We start from the raw sequence: 15,944 nt of genomic DNA, 5'->3' as shown, positions 1-15,944 counted from the left end.
CCGGTTCAGCAGTTTCCGTGCAGCTTTTCCGCAGAAATGCAGACGGCGAGATACAGACTCATCGCCTGAGGTGCCCAAGCGGTACGTGGCCCGGCCCCTTGATGTTCTGCAGCACGAGCTGCGTGTGGACATCGCGCACGCCGTCGAGCCGCATCAGCCGGTGCATGACAAAGGCGTTGAGCTCATCGACCGACGGCACCATCACATGCAGCAGGAAATCGTAGTCGCCGGTCATCGTCCAGCAGGACGACACCTCGTCCATGCGCTGCACGGCGGCGATGAAGGTTTCGGGCGAACCGTCGCTGTGGGTTACCAAGCGCACCTGAATGAACACTTCGACCATCAGGCCGATGGCGCGGCGGCTGAGCACAGCGGCAAAGCCCTTGATGATGCCGGCGCTCTGAAGAGCCTCGAAGCGGCGCGCGCATGGCGTCGTCGAAAGGCCGATCTCCTGGGCCAGTTCGGACACCGGCTTGCGCCCATCACGCTGCAAGATATCGAGCATCTTGATCTCAAAATCGTCAAACTGAGGCACTTTCACTCTCCTGCAGCTTTTCTGTGGTGGCTTTTAACCTCAAATCGCCTGTTCGGGCCATCATCAAAGCGGATTTGCCTCACCGGACCCGGCTAAACTTTTATAATGTTAGTCGTGATTTCCAGGGAGAACAGCCATGACGATGAGCGTTGCCGATTACGCCCGCGAATGCGCGGCACAAGGCCTTCGCGGCGACTATTCGGTCTGCCGTGCCGATTTCACCGTGGAGCAGAGCTACAACTACACCGCTGACGAGCAGGCGGTGTGGCGTACGCTGTGCGACCGCCAGACGAAGCTGACTAAAAAGTTGGCACACCGGTCCTATCTCGACGGCGTCGCCACGCTGGGCCTGCTCGACAAGATTCCGGATTTCGGTGTCGTCAGCGAAAAGCTGCGCAAGCTTACCGGTTGGGAAATCGTCGCCGTGCCGGGCCTCATTCCCGCGCCAGCCTTCTTCGTCCACCTCGCCAACCGCCGCTTCCCGGTGACCAACTGGCTGCGGACGAAACAAGAGCTCGACTACATCGTCGAGCCGGATATGTTCCACGACTTCTTCGGCCATGTGCCGGCGCTGACGCAGCCGGTCTTTGCCGATTTCATGCAGATGTATGGCGAGAAGGCCGAGCATCTGATCGCGCTCGGCGGCGACGAGATGATCAGCCGCCTCTACTGGTACACTGTCGAATACGGGCTGATCCAGGAAGCAGGCCAACCGCTGAAGGCTTTCGGCGCCGGGCTGATGTCGTCCTTTGCGGAACTTCAATTCGCGGTTGAAAGCAAGGACGCGCACCATGTCCCCTTCGATCTGGAAACGGTGATGCGCACCAGCTACGAGATCGACAAGTTCCAGCGCGCCTATTTCGTGGTGCCGTCCTTCGACGTTTTGCGCGATGCCTTCCAGAACGTCGCCGAAATGGCAGCGATCATCGGACGCCACAAGGGCAAGCCGCCGCTCGACCCGGCGAAACTTTAGACGCTGGGCGGCTCGGACGCTCCAGCCGATCGGCGCCGGCGTTATTGGTGGCGCACTGTGATGGCGATCCCTCGGCAGGTCGGCTGAGCCGGCCTTCTACACGCCGATGACCTTGCCGCGGTGGTCGCCCAGCCGGGAGGAAGCCGGGAAGTTCCAGGATGTCTTGGACTTCGGGCAGATAAAGCACGTCCCGATGGGACCGCTCAGGCCGCTTCGGGAATGTCCCTGTCCAGGATGGTCAGATTGCGGCCGCGATGCTTGGCCTGGTAAAGGCGGTGGTCGGCGGCACGCATCAGATCCGACACGCCGGCATCCTCGCCGCAGGTGACACCGCCGATGCTGACGGTGAGGGGTATGACCCGCTCATCGACGGGACGGAAGCGGATCAGCTCGACTTCACCGCGAATGCGTTCGGCGACGCGTTTGGCTTCCTGTTCGGTGGCACCGACCAGAAGCGCACCGAATTCCTCGCCGCCGATGCGGCCGATCACGTCGCCGCTGCGCACGCCGCGCTCGATCGCGCTTGCAATGAGGAGCAACGCCTCGTCGCCGGTCAGATGGCCGTAGCTGTCGTTGATGATCTTGAAGTGGTCGGCATCGATGATCAGCAACGCTCCGCGATCGGATTTACGCCGGGAGGCCTCGAGCGCCGCAAAGAAGCTCTCGCGGTTGAGCATGCCGGTCATGTCGTCGCGGCTCGCCTTTTCCGACAGGCGCCGATGCGCTGCGGCGAGCTGTGCATGAGCGCGGGCGAGGTCGCGATGGGCGCTTTTCAACCTCTCCCCCTGCCAGAAGGTGTAGGCGCTAGCGATCCAGGCAAGCGCGAGCGGGCAGACCGTGGATGTTAGCCAGATCGTGCGGTTGAACGGGAAGCCGATTGCCGGGACGATGATCAGCGTCAACAAAAGCGAGACCGCGACGGAGGCGAAAGCGACGGCGGCAGACTTCAGAAATATGCGGCTCATCGCTGGTTCCCCCTGAACCGTCTCTGTGCCAGCAAGCGCTGAATGCCACCTTTCGGCGATGCCTAAAATTTGAATCATGGCGCCATTTTCGCCACTCGCAACGCGCATAAGTTGTGGATAAAGCCTCTGCCAAAAGCATTGTTTCGTGCCATAAGGATTGCATGACCACGCTCCCGGATCCCGCCCGTTTTGCCCATGTCACCGACTGGGTGTTCGACCTCGACAACACGCTCTATCCGCACCATTCGAACCTGTTCTCGCAGATCGACGTGAAGATGACCGCCTATGTCGGAGAACTGCTGACGCTGCCACGCGACGATGCCCGCAAGCTGCAGAAGGAACTCTACCGGGAATACGGCACGACGCTGAACGGTCTGATGGCGCGCCACGGCATCGATCCCGACGATTTTCTCGAGAAGGTCCATGATATCGACTATTCCTGGCTGGTTCCCGATCCCGTTCTCGGCACCGCCATCCGCCAGCTTCCCGGCCGCAAGTTCATCTTCACCAATGGCGACCGCAGGCATGCCGAACGCACCGCGCGCCAGCTCGGCATCCTTGACCATTTCGACGACATCTTCGATATCGTCGCTGCCGGGCTGAACCCCAAGCCGGCGCGCCGCACCTACGAGAAGTTTGCGGAACTCCACGCCGTCACCGGCCACAATGCGGTGATGTTTGAGGATCTGGCACGCAACCTGTCCGTGCCGAAATCGCTGGGCATGACCACGGTGCTGGTCGTGCCGCGCAACTTCGAGCCGACCTTCTCGGAGATCTGGGAACGTGATCCGGCCAACGAGGACGATGTGGATTTCGTCACCGACGACCTTGCCGAATTCCTCACCGCGATCGTCGACGTCACCGCTTGAGGCAGTTGCTTCGTGCAGCCGGATCGATACAGCCCGCGGCCTAAAGCTTGTAGAAGCGGCTGATGATCCCCCAAGCCTCGTCGGCGGTGTCGACGAAATCGATGATATCCTGGTCGCCGGGGGTGATCGTGCCTTGCTCGGCGAGGAAATCGAGGTCGATCGCCCTTTTCCAGAACGCCTTGCCGAACAGGATCACCGGCACGCGCTCCATGCGGCCGGTCTGGATCAGGGTCAGCGTCTCGAAGAATTCGTCCATCGTGCCGAAGCCGCCCGGAAACACCGCGACAGCCTTGGCGCGCATGACAAAGTGCATCTTGCGGACAGCGAAATAGTGGAAGTTGAAACAGAGCTCCGGCGTCACATAGGCATTCGGCGCCTGCTCGTGCGGCAACACGATGTTGAGGCCGATCGACGGTGCGCCGACATCGTCGGCGCCGCGATTGCCGGCTTCCATGACGCCGGGTCCGCCGCCTGTCACCACGACGAATTCGCGATAATAAGAGGTGGCCGACTGCTGCGAGCAGAGGCGGGCGAATTTTCGCGCTTCCTCGTAATATTTACTGTTTTTCTCGAGGTTCTTCTTCTGCGTCTCGTTTTTGGCTGCCCAGGCTTCACCGTCCGGCTCGGGGATGCGCGCCCCGCCGAACAGGATGACGGTCGAGCGGATGCCGCGCTCGGCCAGGATCATCTCCGGCTTCAACAGTTCGAGTTGCAGTCTGACCGCGCGCAATTCGCGCCGCGTCATGAAGTCGGGATCGTTCCAGGCCAACCGGTAGGTCTCGGCACGCGTCTGCGGCGTGTCCGGCACGCTTTTCGACCGCTCCAGATCCTCGTCCGAATGCGGCAGCGGCGTCCACCCCGCCTTTTCCATAGGAGTCATATTACCTACCCGTCCAATTATTCACTTGCGCCGTCCCGTGACGCAGCCGCGATTGACCCTCACCAAGCCTTCACATAGGGTCCGGCGACTTTCAAAACAGGTTAAGGTGCGGCCCCTTAACAGCTTGGTAATGGAGCGAATTCATGTCGAAGCCCGATCAGACGAGCCTCGAAAACACCATCGAAACCGCCTTCGAGGAACGCGAGACGATTTCGACGGCAACCCGCGGCGCGACGCGCGACGCCATCCAGTCGGCGCTCGACCTGCTCGATCGGGGTATCGCCCGCGTTGCCGAGCGGCAGGCCGACGGGAAATGGCATGTCAACCAGTGGCTGAAGAAAGCGGTGCTGCTGTCGTTCCGGCTCAACCCGATGGAGATCATCAAGGGTGGTCCCGGCCAGGCTGTGTGGTGGGACAAGGTGCCGTCGAAATTCGACGGCTGGAGCGCCATCGATTTCGAGAAGGCAGGTTTCCGCGCCGTGCCGTCGTCGATCGTGCGGCGCTCCGCCTATGTCGCGCCAGGTGCCGTGCTGATGCCGTCCTTCGTCAATGTCGGCGCCTACGTCGACAGCGGCACCATGGTCGACACATGGGCCTCGGTCGGCTCCTGTGCCCAGATCGGCAAGAATGTGCATCTGTCGGGCGGCGTCGGCATCGGCGGCGTGCTGGAGCCGATGCAGGCCGGCCCCACCATCATCGAGGATAATTGCTTCATCGGCGCACGCTCCGAGGTGGTCGAAGGCTGCATCGTGCGCGAGGGCTCGGTGCTCGGCATGGGCGTCTTCATCGGTCAGTCGACCAAGATCGTCGACCGCGCCACCGGTGAGGTCTTCTACGGCGAAGTGCCGGCCAATTCCGTCGTCGTCGCCGGCTCGATGCCCGGCAAGCCGTTGCCCAATGGCGAGCCCGGTCCGAGCCTCTACTGCGCCGTCATCGTCAAGCGCGTCGATGCCAGGACCCGCTCCAAAACCTCGATCAACGAACTGCTTCGCGATTGATCCTTCGCAAAAAAACGGACGCACCCGCTTGCTCGACAGACCTCGATTTCTATGGCTTTTCTTCAGCCTTTCCGGGCGAGTGAACCCAAGTGCCTACGTTTTGGCCGGTCTTTTGCCGCTCCTGGTTCAGCTTTTCCTGCTCTACCAGTTCTCGCGAACGCCGCTAGGCACTGCCGCAAGTCAGTACTGGGCGCTCGCCTGGTGGATCGCCGTGGTTGTCTCGACATGGTCGACCTTTGCGCTAACGGCGAAGCGGTTCCATGATTTCGGCAAGCCTACCTACTACGCATTGATCTCTCTCATCGTCGGCGCCATTCTCCTTATTATTTTGGCCTTCTTCAAAAGCGATCCCGGACCCAATCGCTACGGCAAACGCACCAATGCGCCGGCCGAATCCTGAGCGCCGGTCGGGTATCTAGCCATGCGCTACCGCACGCTTGATTCGAAACTGATCATCGAAACTGCCGAGCGACTGGAAAAACGCGTCTCCGAGCGTTTTCCCGATGCAGGCTTGCGTGGCGTCGCCATCGAACTCGTGTCGCTGTCGCGTGATCTGGCCAAGGCGGCGAAGGCGCTGGAAGCGCCGATCTGGTGGCTGCGCGGCGTCGTCATCGCCGCCATTGCCGCCGGCGCGCTGACGTTCCTGTTCGTCGGCACCATCCTGCCGCTCGGCCGTATCTCGGGCACCCACGATGCCATCCAGTCGGTGCAAGGCATCGAATCCCTGATCAACATGATCATCCTCGCGATGCTCGGCTTCCTGGCCCTGATCCGAACCGAGGAGCGCATCAAGCGCAAGCAGGTGTTTCGCAAGCTTCACGGCTTGCGATCGCTGATCCATGTCATCGACATGCATCAGCTGACCAAAGATCCGGCAGCGCTTTCAACCGATTTCAAGCCGACATCCCATTCACCGGCACGCATAACCGACCGTGCCGATCTCGCCCGCTACCTCGACTATTGCTCCGAAATGCTGTCGATCACCGGCAAGATCGCCGCGCTGTTCGCCCAGTCGGTCAACGACAATGTGGTCGTCGACGGTGTCAACGACATCGAAACCCTGAGCTCCAACCTGTCGCGGAAGATCTGGCAAAAGATCACCCTGATCGACGGTTCGTTTCGGTCGGCTCGTCCAGGTACCTAAGCTAATCTTAATCACCTTGGTCCAGCATGCCCGTGGAGACTGTGTCGCCCGGCACGGAGCGCTCGACTGGCACACGACGAACCCTTGGCCAACCCGAAAACGCGCGGAAAGCGAAGTGCCGGCGCGCGGCTGTTCGCCTGGTTTTCTTCGCCGATGAGAGCGGAACCGGAAGCTGTCCGTGCGCGGCTTCTCGATACCGCCTTCGACCGCAAATTCGCTGTCCTGTTCGGCACCATCAGCGTCCTGGTGCTGGCAGTCAGCGCCGCGGTCGTCACCGGCGACCGGTGGCCTTACGCCTGGATCGCGGCCGACCTCATCCTGTTTGCCGTCCGCTTCCTGCTGATGCGGGAATGTGAGCGGGCCCGCAAGCGTGGGGGAACGGGGCCGCTGGCAGGCCTCATGGCCGCCGGGGGCCCGTGGTCGGTGATTTTCGGCCTCGGCTGCTATGGCTGCGTCGTCAGCGGGCATATGGCGCTCGCCGTTTTGGCTGCCCTGAATGTCGCAGGCGTCGTCGGCGTGGTGTCGTCGCGCAACGCAGCGACTCCGCGCTACGCCATATTCGTTATGCTGGCCGTAGGCCTGCCTTTCCTGGTTGGCGCGCTGTTTTCTCCAGCGCCGGGAATGTCTATCGTCGGATTTCAAGTGCCGTTCTATGTGGCCGGCGTCATCATCGTGTTGCTTCAAAATCATGCGATTAACGCCCGCATGATCCGCGCCGAACTGGACAATCGCGATCTGGCGATCAAGGACGCCCTGACCGGCCTGCCGAACCGCATCTTCCTCCAGGAGAAACTGCGCGGCATGTGCAGCGAGCTTGCGGCGCCGGCCGCAAATGGCGGCAGGCCGTTTGCCGTGCTCAGCATGGATCTCGACGGCTTCAAACACGTCAATGACCGCTTCGGCCACGCGGTCGGCGACATGCTGCTGCGCAAGGTGGCCGAACGATTGAAACGCGCTTTCCGAGCGGGGGATGTGGTCTTTCGCATCGGCGGTGACGAATTCGTCATCCTGCTACCCGACACATCCGAGATTGAAGCCACCTACCTGGCAAAGCGGGCCATTGAGAAGATTTCGGTGCCTTTCGACCTTGGCGTGGGCACCGCAATACCCATCGGGCTGAGCATTGGAAGCGCCTTTGCGCCTGCCGACGGCGGCGAGCCGGAACTCCTCCTCACCTGTTCCGATCACGCGCTCTACGAAGCCAAGCGCACCGGCAAGGGCCGTTACTGGGCGCATGTGCGGGCCGCGAACTGACGATCCTAGTGATCATTGGGCCTTTTGTCGCCTCCGTCCATCCAATATCCAGCCTAAAGGCGCGTTGGGTCTGAAGCGATTCGTGCGACGCGCTTTAAGCCCGAGCGCATGCTTTTGGGCGACATGCGTTAGGCCTTCGACTATACGCCATGAGAACCATAATGTCGGCGGGATGGCTGGCCCTTATGTCTGGCCGTGACAGGCCTTGCGCTTTCGACTATCGCTTTTGCCCATGACGTTGCCGACCGATCCTGCTGGAAATCTCGCCGCCCTCATCCGCTGCCCCTCGGTGACGCCCATTGAGGGCGGGGCACTGAGCACACTGGAAACAATGTTGAAACCACTCGGCTTTTCCGTCGAGCGGCCGGTATTTTCCGAGGACGGCACACCCGATATCGAAAATCTCTATGCACGGCGCTCCGGCAACGGTCCGCACCTGATGTTCGCCGGGCATACCGACGTGGTGCCGGTCGGCGACGAGGCCTCATGGACGCATCCGCCTTTCGCCGCCGAGATCGCCAAAGGCGAGATGTTCGGCCGCGGTGCCGTCGACATGAAGGGCGGCATCGCCTGCTTTATCGCCGCGGTGGCGCGCCATCTCGGTTCGAAAGGCGGCCTGAAAGGCTCGGTCTCGCTGCTGATCACCGGCGACGAAGAAGGGCCGGCCATCAACGGCACGACAAAGCTGCTCGAATGGGCGGCCGCCAAGGGCGAGAAATGGGACGCGTCTATCGTCGGCGAGCCGACCAATCCCGACACGTTGGGCGACATGATCAAGATCGGCCGGCGCGGCTCTTTGTCCGGCAGCATCATCGTCAACGGCCGCCAGGGCCACGCTGCCTACCCGCAGCTTGCCGACAATCCGGTGCGTGGGCTGATGACGCTGGTCGACGCCTTGCTGCACCCCGTCTTCGATAGCGGCACCAAGGACTTCCAGCCGACCAATCTGGAGGTGACCTCGATCGACGTCGGCAATCCAGCCACCAATGTCATTCCGGCAAAGGCGACCGCCACCTTCAACATCCGCTTCAACGACACATGGACCGCCGAGACCATCCAGGCGGAAATCCACAACCGTCTCGACAAGGCGGCGAAGCGCAAGAAATACCGGGCCGGCAAGACGACCCTAGTCGATTACGAACTCGTCTGGCGCGACCGGCCGAGTCACGTCTTCCTCACCCGAGACGACCGGCTGATCGAAGCGCTCAGCGGTTCGGTCAAGGCGGTGATCGGCAGGAAGCCGGCGCTTTCCACCTCCGGCGGCACCTCCGACGCGCGCTTCATCAAGGACTATTGTCCGGTGGTCGAGTTCGGGCTGGTCGGCAAGACCATGCACATGGTCGATGAACGCGTCGCGCTTGCCGACCTCGAGACGCTGACGCAGATCTATCAGCGTTTTATCGAAGATTGGTTCGAGCGAGGCATACCGTAATCATGCTTTCGTCGGATGAAACCTATGCTTCGCTGACCGGCGCCTGGCGACTGATGCTCGGCAAGGCCGACGGGCTGCGCCAGCTCGACCTTTCGGCCGACGGTTTCTGGAATTCCTTCTTCGCCATCATCGTCGCGGCACCGGCGCTGATCGTCGGCTGGGTCGGCCTTGCCAACGAGATCGGCGATCCGAATGCATTCGCGGGGCGCTTCAGCATGCTGATCCGTCTGGCGACGGTCGACATCGGCGCCTGGGTGTTGCCGCTCGTTGGCCTTGCCCTGGTCGCGCCGCGCGCCGGCATTGGCGGACGCTTTGTCCACTATGTCGTCGCCAGCAACTGGGCGTCGGCGATCATCGCCTGGCTGATGCTGCCAGCGGCGTTGATCAGGCTTTTCCTGCCGTCCACCAACGAGTTCGCCGTACTGGCGTCGCTGCTTTTGTTTGCGTTGTCGATGATCCTGACCTGGCGGATGACAAACGTCGCCATCGGCAGGGGCGCGGCTGTCGGCACCGCCGTCTTCGCCGGCATGTTCGTGGCGTCGCTGGTCATTCTGTTCGGCCTGCAGGCGCTGCTCGGCATCGGTGCGCCGAATTAGTCGACTTTCGGATAATCTACCCCAACGAGAAAAAGGCCGTCGGGCGGCGCCACCTGGCCACAGGCTGCACGGTCGCGCGCGCCGAGCGCCGCCTTCAGGTCGGCAATTGTCCAGCCGCCTTCGCCGACGCGCTTCAGCGAACCGACCATCGAGCGCACCTGATTGTGCAGGAACGAGCGCGCCGAGGCTCGCACTTCGATCACGTCCCCCAGCCGACTGACATCCAGCCGATCGAGCGTCCGCACCGGGTTGTCGGCCTGACATTGGGTCGAGCGGAACGTGGTGAAATCATGCCGCCCCAGCAGCACCTTTGCCGCCTCGTGCATGGCCTCGGCGTCGAGCCGCTTCGGCACCCACCAGATCTTGCCCTTGTCGAGTGCCGCCGGCGCGCGCCGGTTGACGATGCGGTAGAGATAGTGGCGGCCGATCGCCGAGAAACGCGCATCGAAGCTATCAGGCACGACGGCCGCCTTGAGGATGGCGATGCGCGCCTTGGCCGTTTGCAGGTGGGCATTGACGGCATCGCGCACCTTGTCATCAGGCCATGCCTTGACGAGATCGACATGCGCCACCTGACCGGTCGCATGGACGCCGGCATCGGTGCGGCCGGCGCCGCGCAGCGAGACCCGTTCGCCGCAGAATTTCTCGATCGCCTGTTCGATCGCCTGCTGCACCGAAGGTTGGTCTGCCTGGCGCTGCCAGCCGGCATAGAGGCTGCCGTCATATTCGATGTCGAGGCGAAAACGCGGCATTCCTAAGCAGGATGAGGTTAGGCGGCGAGCGCGGAGCTAAAAGCCGAAGCATAGACCAGCTTGCCGGTCTCAGGCGCCTCGCCCCAGGCCAGCGCCTGCAGGGCTTCGCCCTGGTACTCGCTTTCGAACCTTTCGGCGCGCGCATGACTGTAGCCGAAGCGGCCATAATAAGCGGGATCGCCAAGCACAACCGCCAGCACCTCGCCGGCGTCCTTCAGCCGGATATGCGCCTCGCGGACCAGCGCACCGCCGATGCCAGTGCCATGGAATGACGGCTCGACCGCCAGAGGCGCCAGCGCCACCGCCGGAAAGCTCTTGCCGTCGTTCTGCACGAAAAGCCTCGAAAACAGGATATGGCCGACCACCTGTCCATCTTCTTCCGCCACCAGTTCGACGATGGCATCGCCGCCGCTGACCAGCGCGTCGACCAGTCCGGCCTCCGCCTGCTGGCCGAAGGCGTGTTCCTCGACGAGGCGGATCGCCTCGCGGTCCCGCGGCGTTGCCGCGCGTATCGACATCATGCTCATGAGAATTTCATTCCTTCTTCGAGCTTGGCCCCGCGCAGAAATTCCTGCGCGGCAATGGGCCTTCCGCCCGCACGTTGAACTTCGACCAGCCTGATCGCGCCTGACCCGCAGGCGACCGTCAGCCGGTCGTCGAGAATTCCTCCCGGCTCGCCGGCGCCATCCGAAAGCGTCGAGCGAAGCAGTTTCAGCCGCTCCAAGCGGCCGCCAATTTCGGTCTCGCACCATGCGCCGGGAAAGGGCGACAGGCCGCGAATATGATCGTGGACTTCGCCAGCAGGCCGCGTCCAGTCCACGCGCGTCTCCGCTTTATCGATCTTTTTGGCGTAGGTCACCCCCTCCGTCGCCTGTGCGGTAAATGTCAGGGCATCCCTTTCCATTCGTGCCAGCGCTTCCGCCATCAGCGCGGCACTAATGTGCATCAACCGATCGTGCAGTTCGCCGGCCGTCATATCGGGGCCGATGGCGCATTTTTCGACCATCGCCACCGGGCCGGTGTCCAAGCCCTCTTCCATCCGCATCACCATCATACCTGTCTCGGTATCGCCGGCCATGATGGCGCGCTGGATAGGGGCGGCGCCGCGCCAGCGTGGCAACAGCGACGCGTGACCATTGAGGCAGCCGAGCCGCGGCGCCTCGAGAATTGGTTTAGGCAACAGCAATCCATAGGCGATGACCACGGCGACGTCGACCCGCAAGGCGCGGAACGCCTGCTGCTCAGCTTCGCTTTTCAGCGACACCGGCGTCCGCACCTCGATGCCCAGCCGCTCCGCCTCGCGCTGCACCGGCGACGGCGTCAGTTCCAGGCCGCGGCGACCGGCGGCGCGCGGTGGCTGGGTATAGACGGCTTCTATCTCATGCCCGGCTTCGGCGATCGCCCGCAGCGTCGGCACGGAGAATTCGGGCGTACCCATGAAGATGACGCGCAGGGGCATTTTTGTTCCGGGTCCGGTCTAGGTCTGGCCGCTAAGTCGGCTCAGTCGAAGTCGCGAACTTTGCGGGTCGGCGACCGAAGTCGCGTTTCCTTTCTGCTTCGATTTCGTTCATGAGCTTGGCGAATTCATCGCCAATTGCGTTTTCAGCAGCGAAAGTCGCGCGAATAGCGTCCCATGCCGAGCGACCCGGCTCCAGCCTGGCTTGCCTTTCGGCGACCATGCCTTCGCGCAGAAGAGCGATCGCCTTGCCCGAGACGCTCTGGCCGCTCTTACGCGCCGCCTGCTCGATTTCCCGCTTCAAGGGTTCGGGAATATTTCTGATCAGCATGTCGCTCATCGGCGTCTCCATTCCTGATCTGGAACAGGGCAGAGGGGCGCTGTCCCGCCAATATTCTCGAAAGGTTCAGCATCAAACTGCGCGAGTATCGCCCTATCCCACCAACTTGCCCGGCGTCTTGTCCCTCGCGAGCTTCTTGAACTTCTTCACCACCATGTCGCGCTTCAGCTTCGAGATGTGGTCGATGAACAGAACTCCGTTGAGATGGTCGATTTCGTGCTGCAGGCAAGTCGCCATCAACCCTTCGGCCTCGATCTCCTGCAGCTTGCCGTCGCGATCGAGATATTTCACCCGCACAGCGGCGGGGCGCTCGACCTCGGCATAGTAATCCGGAATCGACAGGCAACCCTCCTCGTAGACCGAGCGCTGATCGGCGCTCTCAAGGATCTCGGGATTGATGAAGACATGCGGCGCCGGCGGCTCGTCTTCCTTGGCGAGGTCGATCACCAGCATGCGCAGCGGCTCGCCGACCTGGATCGCCGCCAGACCGATGCCCGGCGCATCATACATCGTGTCCAGCATGTCATCGGCAAGTTTGCGCAAAGCGGCGTCGACGCGCTCGACCGGTTTCGAAACCTGGCGCAGGACGGGATCGGGAAGGATGATGAGCGGTTTGATCGACATGGCGTCTCACCTAAGACCTCGCACGAAAGGCGTCAACCGGGGCATTTGCAGCGGCGTTCACGTTTTGATCTGTGCCATCAGGCCGAATCATCTATGCTGCCCAATATGAATGACCTGACCACCATCCTGTCCGAACCAATCGCCCGGCTCGGCGCCACCACGATCACGCTCGGCCACGCACTGGCATTCGGCGCGATCCTTTTTCTGGGCCTGTTCGTGGCGCTTGTCGTCGCGCTCTGGCGCTCGGCCAAGGCGCGTGCGGTGGCTGCCGCCGAAGCCGCCGACCACGCCCGTGACGCGGAGGCGCGGATGGCCGGCATTTTGCAAAGCCAGGCCGAGATGCAGGGCCGCATCGGCGCCATCGCCGAAGTGTTCGGAGCGCGGCAGGCCGAACTCACACAATCGATCGGTCAACGCCTCGACGCGATGACCGGCCGTCTCGGCCAGACCATGACCGAGCAGACGAAATCGACGCATGAGAGCCTCGCCAGACTGCAGGAGCGGCTGGCGGTCATCGATACGGCGCAGGGCAACATCCAGTCGCTCGCCGGCCAGGTCGTTCAGCTTCAGGCGATCCTCTCCAACAAGCAGACGCGCGGCGCCTTCGGCCAGTCTCGCATGGAGGCGATCGTCGCCGACGGCCTGCCGCACGGTGCCTACGAATTCCAGGCGACCTTGTCGAACGGCAGCCGGCCCGACTGCCTGGTGAAGATGCCGAATGGCGCGCCCGCACTTGCCATCGACGCCAAGTTTCCGCTGGAAGCCTGGAACGCCATCCGTGCCGCCGAAGGCGTCGATTTGCAGAAGGTCGCAGCCCAAGCGTTTCGGCGCGACATCGAGGTGCACGTCCGCGATATTTCAGAAAAATACCTGATCCAGGGCGAGACGCAGGACACCGCCTTCATGTTCGTGCCGTCGGAATCGGTGTTCGCGGAGATCCACGAGAATTTCGAGGGGATTGTCCACAAGGCGCACCGCGCCCGCATCGTCATCGTCTCGCCGTCGCTGCTGATGCTGTCGATCCAGGTCATCCAGGCGATCCTCAAGGACGCCCGCATGCGCGAACAGGCGCATCTGATCCAGGGCGAAGTCATCCGGCTGATGGAGGATGTCTCGCGCCTCGACGAGCGGGTGCGCAAGCTGCAGAGCCATTTCGGCCAGTCGGCCAAGGATATCGACGATATCCTCGTCTCGACGTCGAAGGTGACCAAGCGCGGCCAGAAGATCGAGGCGCTGGAGTTCGGCGCGCAGCCGACGGAGGGCGACGCCGGATCGGGGGCCAGCGCGAAGGCCGAAGCGGGTGCGCGCGTCGCCGACTCCAAGACCGGTCAGCTGAGACTGAGGGTCGTCGAGGGCGACGACTGAGAGGCTATTGCTCCTCGACGGTCGTCATGCCTTCGAACTCCGGCAGCCAGTGCAGCGCCGAGCGGTGCCATATCTGTTTTCTCGGGATCAGTTGTTCGCGCTGCCGCGCCGTGCCGACTCTGATGCCGTAGACTTTCGGCCCGTCGCCGACCGACGTGGCATAGAGGTGCGAACCGCACTCGCCGCAAAAGGCCTGGGCGCGCCTGGCGCCGCTCGATGCGATCTTGATGTAGATCTTCGGCGTGCCCTTGGTGATCCGGTAGTGGTCCTCCGGCGCCGGCACGGTCACGCGGAAGGCCGTGCCCGTCAGCTGCTGACAATCGATGCAGTGGCAAATACTGGTCTTTTCCGGATCGACCTCCGCTTCGTAGGTGATAGCGCCGCAATGGCACCCGCCGTCGATTTTCATCTTCGCTCCTCCCTTCGGCTGCGCCTCGACGCGTTCACGGCGCAGCAGCCGCAGTTCCACAGGCATTCACAACGCGCGAAGCATCCGGCGTTTCAAGACTGCTGCGCCGACGCCTGTTCGATGACCTCTTCCGTCCAGACCTTGAAGCCGGCCAGCGTGCCCGGCCCGAAAATATGGGTCAGCGGCACATCGGCTGCGTCGCGGCCGGAGGCGATCAGGATACGGCCGATGCGCGGCGCATTGTTGCGCGGATCGAAGGCATGCCAGCGGCCGCCGAGATAGACCTCCATCCAGGCGGCGAAATCCATGTCCGACCACGGTTTCGGCAGGCCGATGTCGCTGATGTAGCCGGTGCAGTAGCGCGTCGGGATGTTCAAGGCGCGACAGAAGGCGACGGCGAGATGGGCGAAGTCGCGACAGACGCCGCTTTGCTCACGATAGGTCTCTGCCGCGGTGCGCGTCGGCCGCGCATTGCCGTAATTGAAGATAATGTGGTTGTGGACGAAATCGCAGACCGCCTGCACGCGTGGAATGCCGAGCGGTGTGTGGCCGAACAGCCGCCACGCCTCGCTCGCCAGCACGTCGCTCTCGCAATAGCGGCTGGGCAGCAGGAACAGCAATGTCTCCGACGGCAGGTCGCGCACCTCGTGCTGCCACGCCACCAGATCGCCGATCTCGAAGGTTCCGGGATCGCGGATCACCGCGTCCGTGCCGAAGGTAAAGCGCCCGGGCGGGGCAACAAGACGGTTGCACCAATTGCCGAAACTGTCGCGGTAGCTCTCGATCGGTACCGGCGGGTTCGAGGTCAGGAAATCCGGCCGATCGAGATCGGACGCGCGGGAATAGTGGACGTTGAGCATCGCGATCAACGGCGTTTCCTGCGGAAAATCGAAGCTCATCTCGCAGCCGATATGGATTCGCATTGTCGTCCTGACCGGCCTGCCGGATCATCACCCGGCGAAGGCACGGGCTGTGCTGCAGTGCAAAAAAGATCATCGCACGGACCAGCGCGGTTTACGAGCGAATTAGAAACGGTTGACGGCCGCCGGCTGACGCAGGCGCGCCAGATAATGCCTCTTGCGGTCGGACGTTTCTCTTGGTTCATTTCGCTTGCCACAATCGGAGGAAACGAATCATGGCTAAAGGTGCGATGAAGGCGGGCAAAGAAGCCCGCAAGCCGAAGAAGGACGCAAAGAAACCCGCCGCTGCCCCGACCCTGAAAGCGCCGCCCGTCAAGGCGACCAAGCTCAAGGACAAGTAAGCCTCGGCGTTTCGGCGCAAGGTCATGACCGACGGCATTTCAGGACCAATCGACATCCAGCGATTGGTCCTGAAATGCCGTCGGCGCTGAC

At 62.6% G+C, this 15,944-nt stretch carries 20 protein-coding genes; 10 read left to right on the top strand and 10 right to left on the bottom strand.

Annotation, left to right across the window (positions count from 1 at the left end; genetic code table 11):
• Positions 1 to 58: 58 nt before the first annotated feature.
• Positions 59 to 535: an Lrp/AsnC family transcriptional regulator gene (locus BQ8482_RS02735; protein ID WP_029347288.1), complete on the bottom strand. Its 477-nt coding sequence runs from the start codon at positions 533 to 535 to the stop codon at positions 59 to 61.
• A 136-nt stretch (positions 536 to 671) separates the two neighbouring features.
• Here BQ8482_RS02735 and phhA point away from each other — a divergent pair, with 136 nt between their 5' ends.
• A complete protein-coding gene (gene phhA, locus BQ8482_RS02730) occupies positions 672 to 1,508 on the top strand; it encodes a phenylalanine 4-monooxygenase (RefSeq protein ID WP_123146165.1) in 837 nt (278 codons plus the stop codon).
• 203 nt (positions 1,509 to 1,711) lie between these two features.
• Here the strand turns inward: phhA and BQ8482_RS02725 are convergent, their stop codons facing one another.
• Positions 1,712 to 2,473 (bottom strand): GGDEF domain-containing protein, encoded by a 762-nt coding sequence (locus BQ8482_RS02725; protein ID WP_123147329.1) that lies wholly within the window; start codon positions 2,471 to 2,473, stop codon positions 1,712 to 1,714.
• A 161-nt stretch (positions 2,474 to 2,634) separates the two neighbouring features.
• Here BQ8482_RS02725 and BQ8482_RS02720 point away from each other — a divergent pair, with 161 nt between their 5' ends.
• Entirely contained in the window at positions 2,635 to 3,342 is a 708-nt protein-coding gene (locus BQ8482_RS02720; RefSeq protein WP_095494106.1) for a pyrimidine 5'-nucleotidase, read from the top strand.
• A gap of 40 nt (positions 3,343 to 3,382) precedes the next feature.
• Here the strand turns inward: BQ8482_RS02720 and BQ8482_RS02715 are convergent, their stop codons facing one another.
• The gene (locus BQ8482_RS02715; RefSeq protein ID WP_082982714.1) at positions 3,383 to 4,222 is read right to left on the bottom strand and encodes an LOG family protein; all 840 of its coding nucleotides are present in this window, start codon (positions 4,220 to 4,222) and stop codon (positions 3,383 to 3,385) included.
• Positions 4,223 to 4,365: 143 nt separating this feature from the next.
• On the opposite strand from BQ8482_RS02715, the gene dapD reads away from it, so the two are divergent.
• The 6 genes from dapD to BQ8482_RS02685 all read left to right on the top strand — a co-directional run bounded on the left by dapD (position 4,366) and on the right by BQ8482_RS02685 (position 9,646).
• Entirely contained in the window at positions 4,366 to 5,220 is an 855-nt protein-coding gene (gene dapD, locus BQ8482_RS02710; protein ID WP_123146164.1) for a 2,3,4,5-tetrahydropyridine-2,6-dicarboxylate N-succinyltransferase, read from the top strand.
• Positions 5,120 to 5,620, top strand: coding sequence for a DUF805 domain-containing protein (locus tag BQ8482_RS39990; protein ID WP_095494109.1), 501 nt, complete (start codon positions 5,120 to 5,122; stop codon positions 5,618 to 5,620). Before dapD ends, BQ8482_RS39990 begins: the two co-directional genes overlap by 101 nt.
• A 21-nt stretch (positions 5,621 to 5,641) precedes the next feature.
• Positions 5,642 to 6,364, top strand: a complete 723-nt coding sequence (locus BQ8482_RS02700) for a hypothetical protein (protein WP_123146163.1) — start codon at positions 5,642 to 5,644, stop codon at positions 6,362 to 6,364.
• Positions 6,365 to 6,448: 84 nt separating this feature from the next.
• Complete coding sequence (locus tag BQ8482_RS02695) at positions 6,449 to 7,618, top strand: GGDEF domain-containing protein (RefSeq protein ID WP_123146162.1); 1,170 nt, start codon at positions 6,449 to 6,451, stop codon at positions 7,616 to 7,618.
• A gap of 232 nt (positions 7,619 to 7,850) precedes the next feature.
• On the top strand, positions 7,851 to 9,050 hold the full coding sequence (gene dapE / locus BQ8482_RS02690) for a succinyl-diaminopimelate desuccinylase (protein ID WP_123146161.1): 1,200 nt from the start codon (positions 7,851 to 7,853) through the stop codon (positions 9,048 to 9,050).
• A gap of 2 nt (positions 9,051 to 9,052) precedes the next feature.
• A complete protein-coding gene (locus tag BQ8482_RS02685) occupies positions 9,053 to 9,646 on the top strand; it encodes a transporter (protein WP_123146160.1) in 594 nt (197 codons plus the stop codon).
• Here the strand turns inward: BQ8482_RS02685 and truA are convergent.
• The 5 genes from truA to def form a co-directional block, all read right to left on the bottom strand.
• Positions 9,643 to 10,398: a tRNA pseudouridine(38-40) synthase TruA gene (gene truA, locus BQ8482_RS02680; protein WP_123146159.1), complete on the bottom strand. Its 756-nt coding sequence runs from the start codon at positions 10,396 to 10,398 to the stop codon at positions 9,643 to 9,645. The two genes, BQ8482_RS02685 and truA, sit on opposite strands and share 4 nt — an antisense overlap.
• Before the next feature lie 17 nt (positions 10,399 to 10,415).
• Positions 10,416 to 10,925: a GNAT family N-acetyltransferase gene (locus BQ8482_RS02675; protein ID WP_123146158.1), complete on the bottom strand. Its 510-nt coding sequence runs from the start codon at positions 10,923 to 10,925 to the stop codon at positions 10,416 to 10,418.
• A complete protein-coding gene (gene fmt, locus BQ8482_RS02670) occupies positions 10,922 to 11,857 on the bottom strand; it encodes a methionyl-tRNA formyltransferase (RefSeq protein ID WP_123146157.1) in 936 nt (311 codons plus the stop codon). The genes BQ8482_RS02675 and fmt overlap by 4 nt, the downstream gene beginning before the upstream one ends.
• A gap of 31 nt (positions 11,858 to 11,888) precedes the next feature.
• The gene (locus BQ8482_RS02665; RefSeq protein ID WP_165848400.1) at positions 11,889 to 12,194 is read right to left on the bottom strand and encodes a plasmid stabilization protein; all 306 of its coding nucleotides are present in this window, start codon (positions 12,192 to 12,194) and stop codon (positions 11,889 to 11,891) included.
• A gap of 93 nt (positions 12,195 to 12,287) precedes the next feature.
• On the bottom strand, positions 12,288 to 12,818 hold the full coding sequence (gene def, locus BQ8482_RS02660) for a peptide deformylase (RefSeq protein WP_123146155.1): 531 nt from the start codon (positions 12,816 to 12,818) through the stop codon (positions 12,288 to 12,290).
• 105 nt (positions 12,819 to 12,923) lie between these two features.
• Between def and BQ8482_RS02655 the strand changes: the two genes are divergently transcribed.
• On the top strand, positions 12,924 to 14,183 hold the full coding sequence (locus BQ8482_RS02655; RefSeq protein WP_123147328.1) for a DNA recombination protein RmuC: 1,260 nt from the start codon (positions 12,924 to 12,926) through the stop codon (positions 14,181 to 14,183).
• Between the two features lie 4 nt (positions 14,184 to 14,187).
• On the opposite strand, the gene BQ8482_RS02650 is transcribed toward BQ8482_RS02655, so the two are convergent.
• Together BQ8482_RS02650 and BQ8482_RS02645 are read right to left on the bottom strand one after the other, a co-directional pair.
• Positions 14,188 to 14,592, bottom strand: coding sequence for a GFA family protein (locus tag BQ8482_RS02650; RefSeq protein ID WP_123147327.1), 405 nt, complete (start codon positions 14,590 to 14,592; stop codon positions 14,188 to 14,190).
• Between the two features lie 92 nt (positions 14,593 to 14,684).
• Positions 14,685 to 15,515 (bottom strand): transglutaminase-like domain-containing protein, encoded by an 831-nt coding sequence (locus tag BQ8482_RS02645; protein ID WP_123146154.1) that lies wholly within the window; start codon positions 15,513 to 15,515, stop codon positions 14,685 to 14,687.
• A gap of 212 nt (positions 15,516 to 15,727) precedes the next feature.
• Here BQ8482_RS02645 and BQ8482_RS39985 point away from each other — a divergent pair, with 212 nt between their 5' ends.
• Positions 15,728 to 15,853: a hypothetical protein gene (locus BQ8482_RS39985; RefSeq protein WP_023801558.1), complete on the top strand. Its 126-nt coding sequence runs from the start codon at positions 15,728 to 15,730 to the stop codon at positions 15,851 to 15,853.
• Positions 15,854 to 15,944 lie beyond the last annotated feature (91 nt).

The sequence above is a fragment of the Mesorhizobium delmotii genome (assembly GCF_900149755.1).
Taxonomy (GTDB): Bacteria; Pseudomonadota; Alphaproteobacteria; order Rhizobiales; family Rhizobiaceae; genus Mesorhizobium; species Mesorhizobium delmotii.
This window is presented reverse-complemented; position numbering and strand designations above follow the sequence as displayed.

Bases quoted from the DNA above. Each gene is read 5' to 3' on its own strand.
- BQ8482_RS39985 (WP_023801558.1), top strand. From the start codon at position 15,728: ATGGCTAAAGGTGCGATGAAGGCGGGCAAAGAAGCCCGCAAGCCGAAG.
- dapD (WP_123146164.1), top strand. From the start codon at position 4,366: ATGTCGAAGCCCGATCAGACGAGCCTCGAAAACACCATCGAAACCGCC.
- BQ8482_RS02645 (WP_123146154.1), bottom strand. From the start codon at position 15,515: ATGCGAATCCATATCGGCTGCGAGATGAGCTTCGATTTTCCGCAGGAA.
- BQ8482_RS02685 (WP_123146160.1), top strand. From the start codon at position 9,053: ATGCTTTCGTCGGATGAAACCTATGCTTCGCTGACCGGCGCCTGGCGA.
- BQ8482_RS02720 (WP_095494106.1), top strand. From the start codon at position 2,635: ATGACCACGCTCCCGGATCCCGCCCGTTTTGCCCATGTCACCGACTGG.
- phhA (WP_123146165.1), top strand. From the start codon at position 672: ATGACGATGAGCGTTGCCGATTACGCCCGCGAATGCGCGGCACAAGGC.
- BQ8482_RS02675 (WP_123146158.1), bottom strand. From the start codon at position 10,925: ATGAGCATGATGTCGATACGCGCGGCAACGCCGCGGGACCGCGAGGCG.
- BQ8482_RS02665 (WP_165848400.1), bottom strand. From the start codon at position 12,194: ATGAGCGACATGCTGATCAGAAATATTCCCGAACCCTTGAAGCGGGAA.
- def (WP_123146155.1), bottom strand. From the start codon at position 12,818: ATGTCGATCAAACCGCTCATCATCCTTCCCGATCCCGTCCTGCGCCAG.
- fmt (WP_123146157.1), bottom strand. From the start codon at position 11,857: ATGCCCCTGCGCGTCATCTTCATGGGTACGCCCGAATTCTCCGTGCCG.
- BQ8482_RS02725 (WP_123147329.1), bottom strand. From the start codon at position 2,473: ATGAGCCGCATATTTCTGAAGTCTGCCGCCGTCGCTTTCGCCTCCGTC.
- BQ8482_RS02650 (WP_123147327.1), bottom strand. From the start codon at position 14,592: ATGAAAATCGACGGCGGGTGCCATTGCGGCGCTATCACCTACGAAGCG.
- BQ8482_RS02700 (WP_123146163.1), top strand. From the start codon at position 5,642: ATGCGCTACCGCACGCTTGATTCGAAACTGATCATCGAAACTGCCGAG.
- BQ8482_RS39990 (WP_095494109.1), top strand. From the start codon at position 5,120: ATGGCGAGCCCGGTCCGAGCCTCTACTGCGCCGTCATCGTCAAGCGCG.
- BQ8482_RS02655 (WP_123147328.1), top strand. From the start codon at position 12,924: ATGAATGACCTGACCACCATCCTGTCCGAACCAATCGCCCGGCTCGGC.
- BQ8482_RS02715 (WP_082982714.1), bottom strand. From the start codon at position 4,222: ATGACTCCTATGGAAAAGGCGGGGTGGACGCCGCTGCCGCATTCGGAC.
- truA (WP_123146159.1), bottom strand. From the start codon at position 10,398: ATGCCGCGTTTTCGCCTCGACATCGAATATGACGGCAGCCTCTATGCC.
- dapE (WP_123146161.1), top strand. From the start codon at position 7,851: ATGACGTTGCCGACCGATCCTGCTGGAAATCTCGCCGCCCTCATCCGC.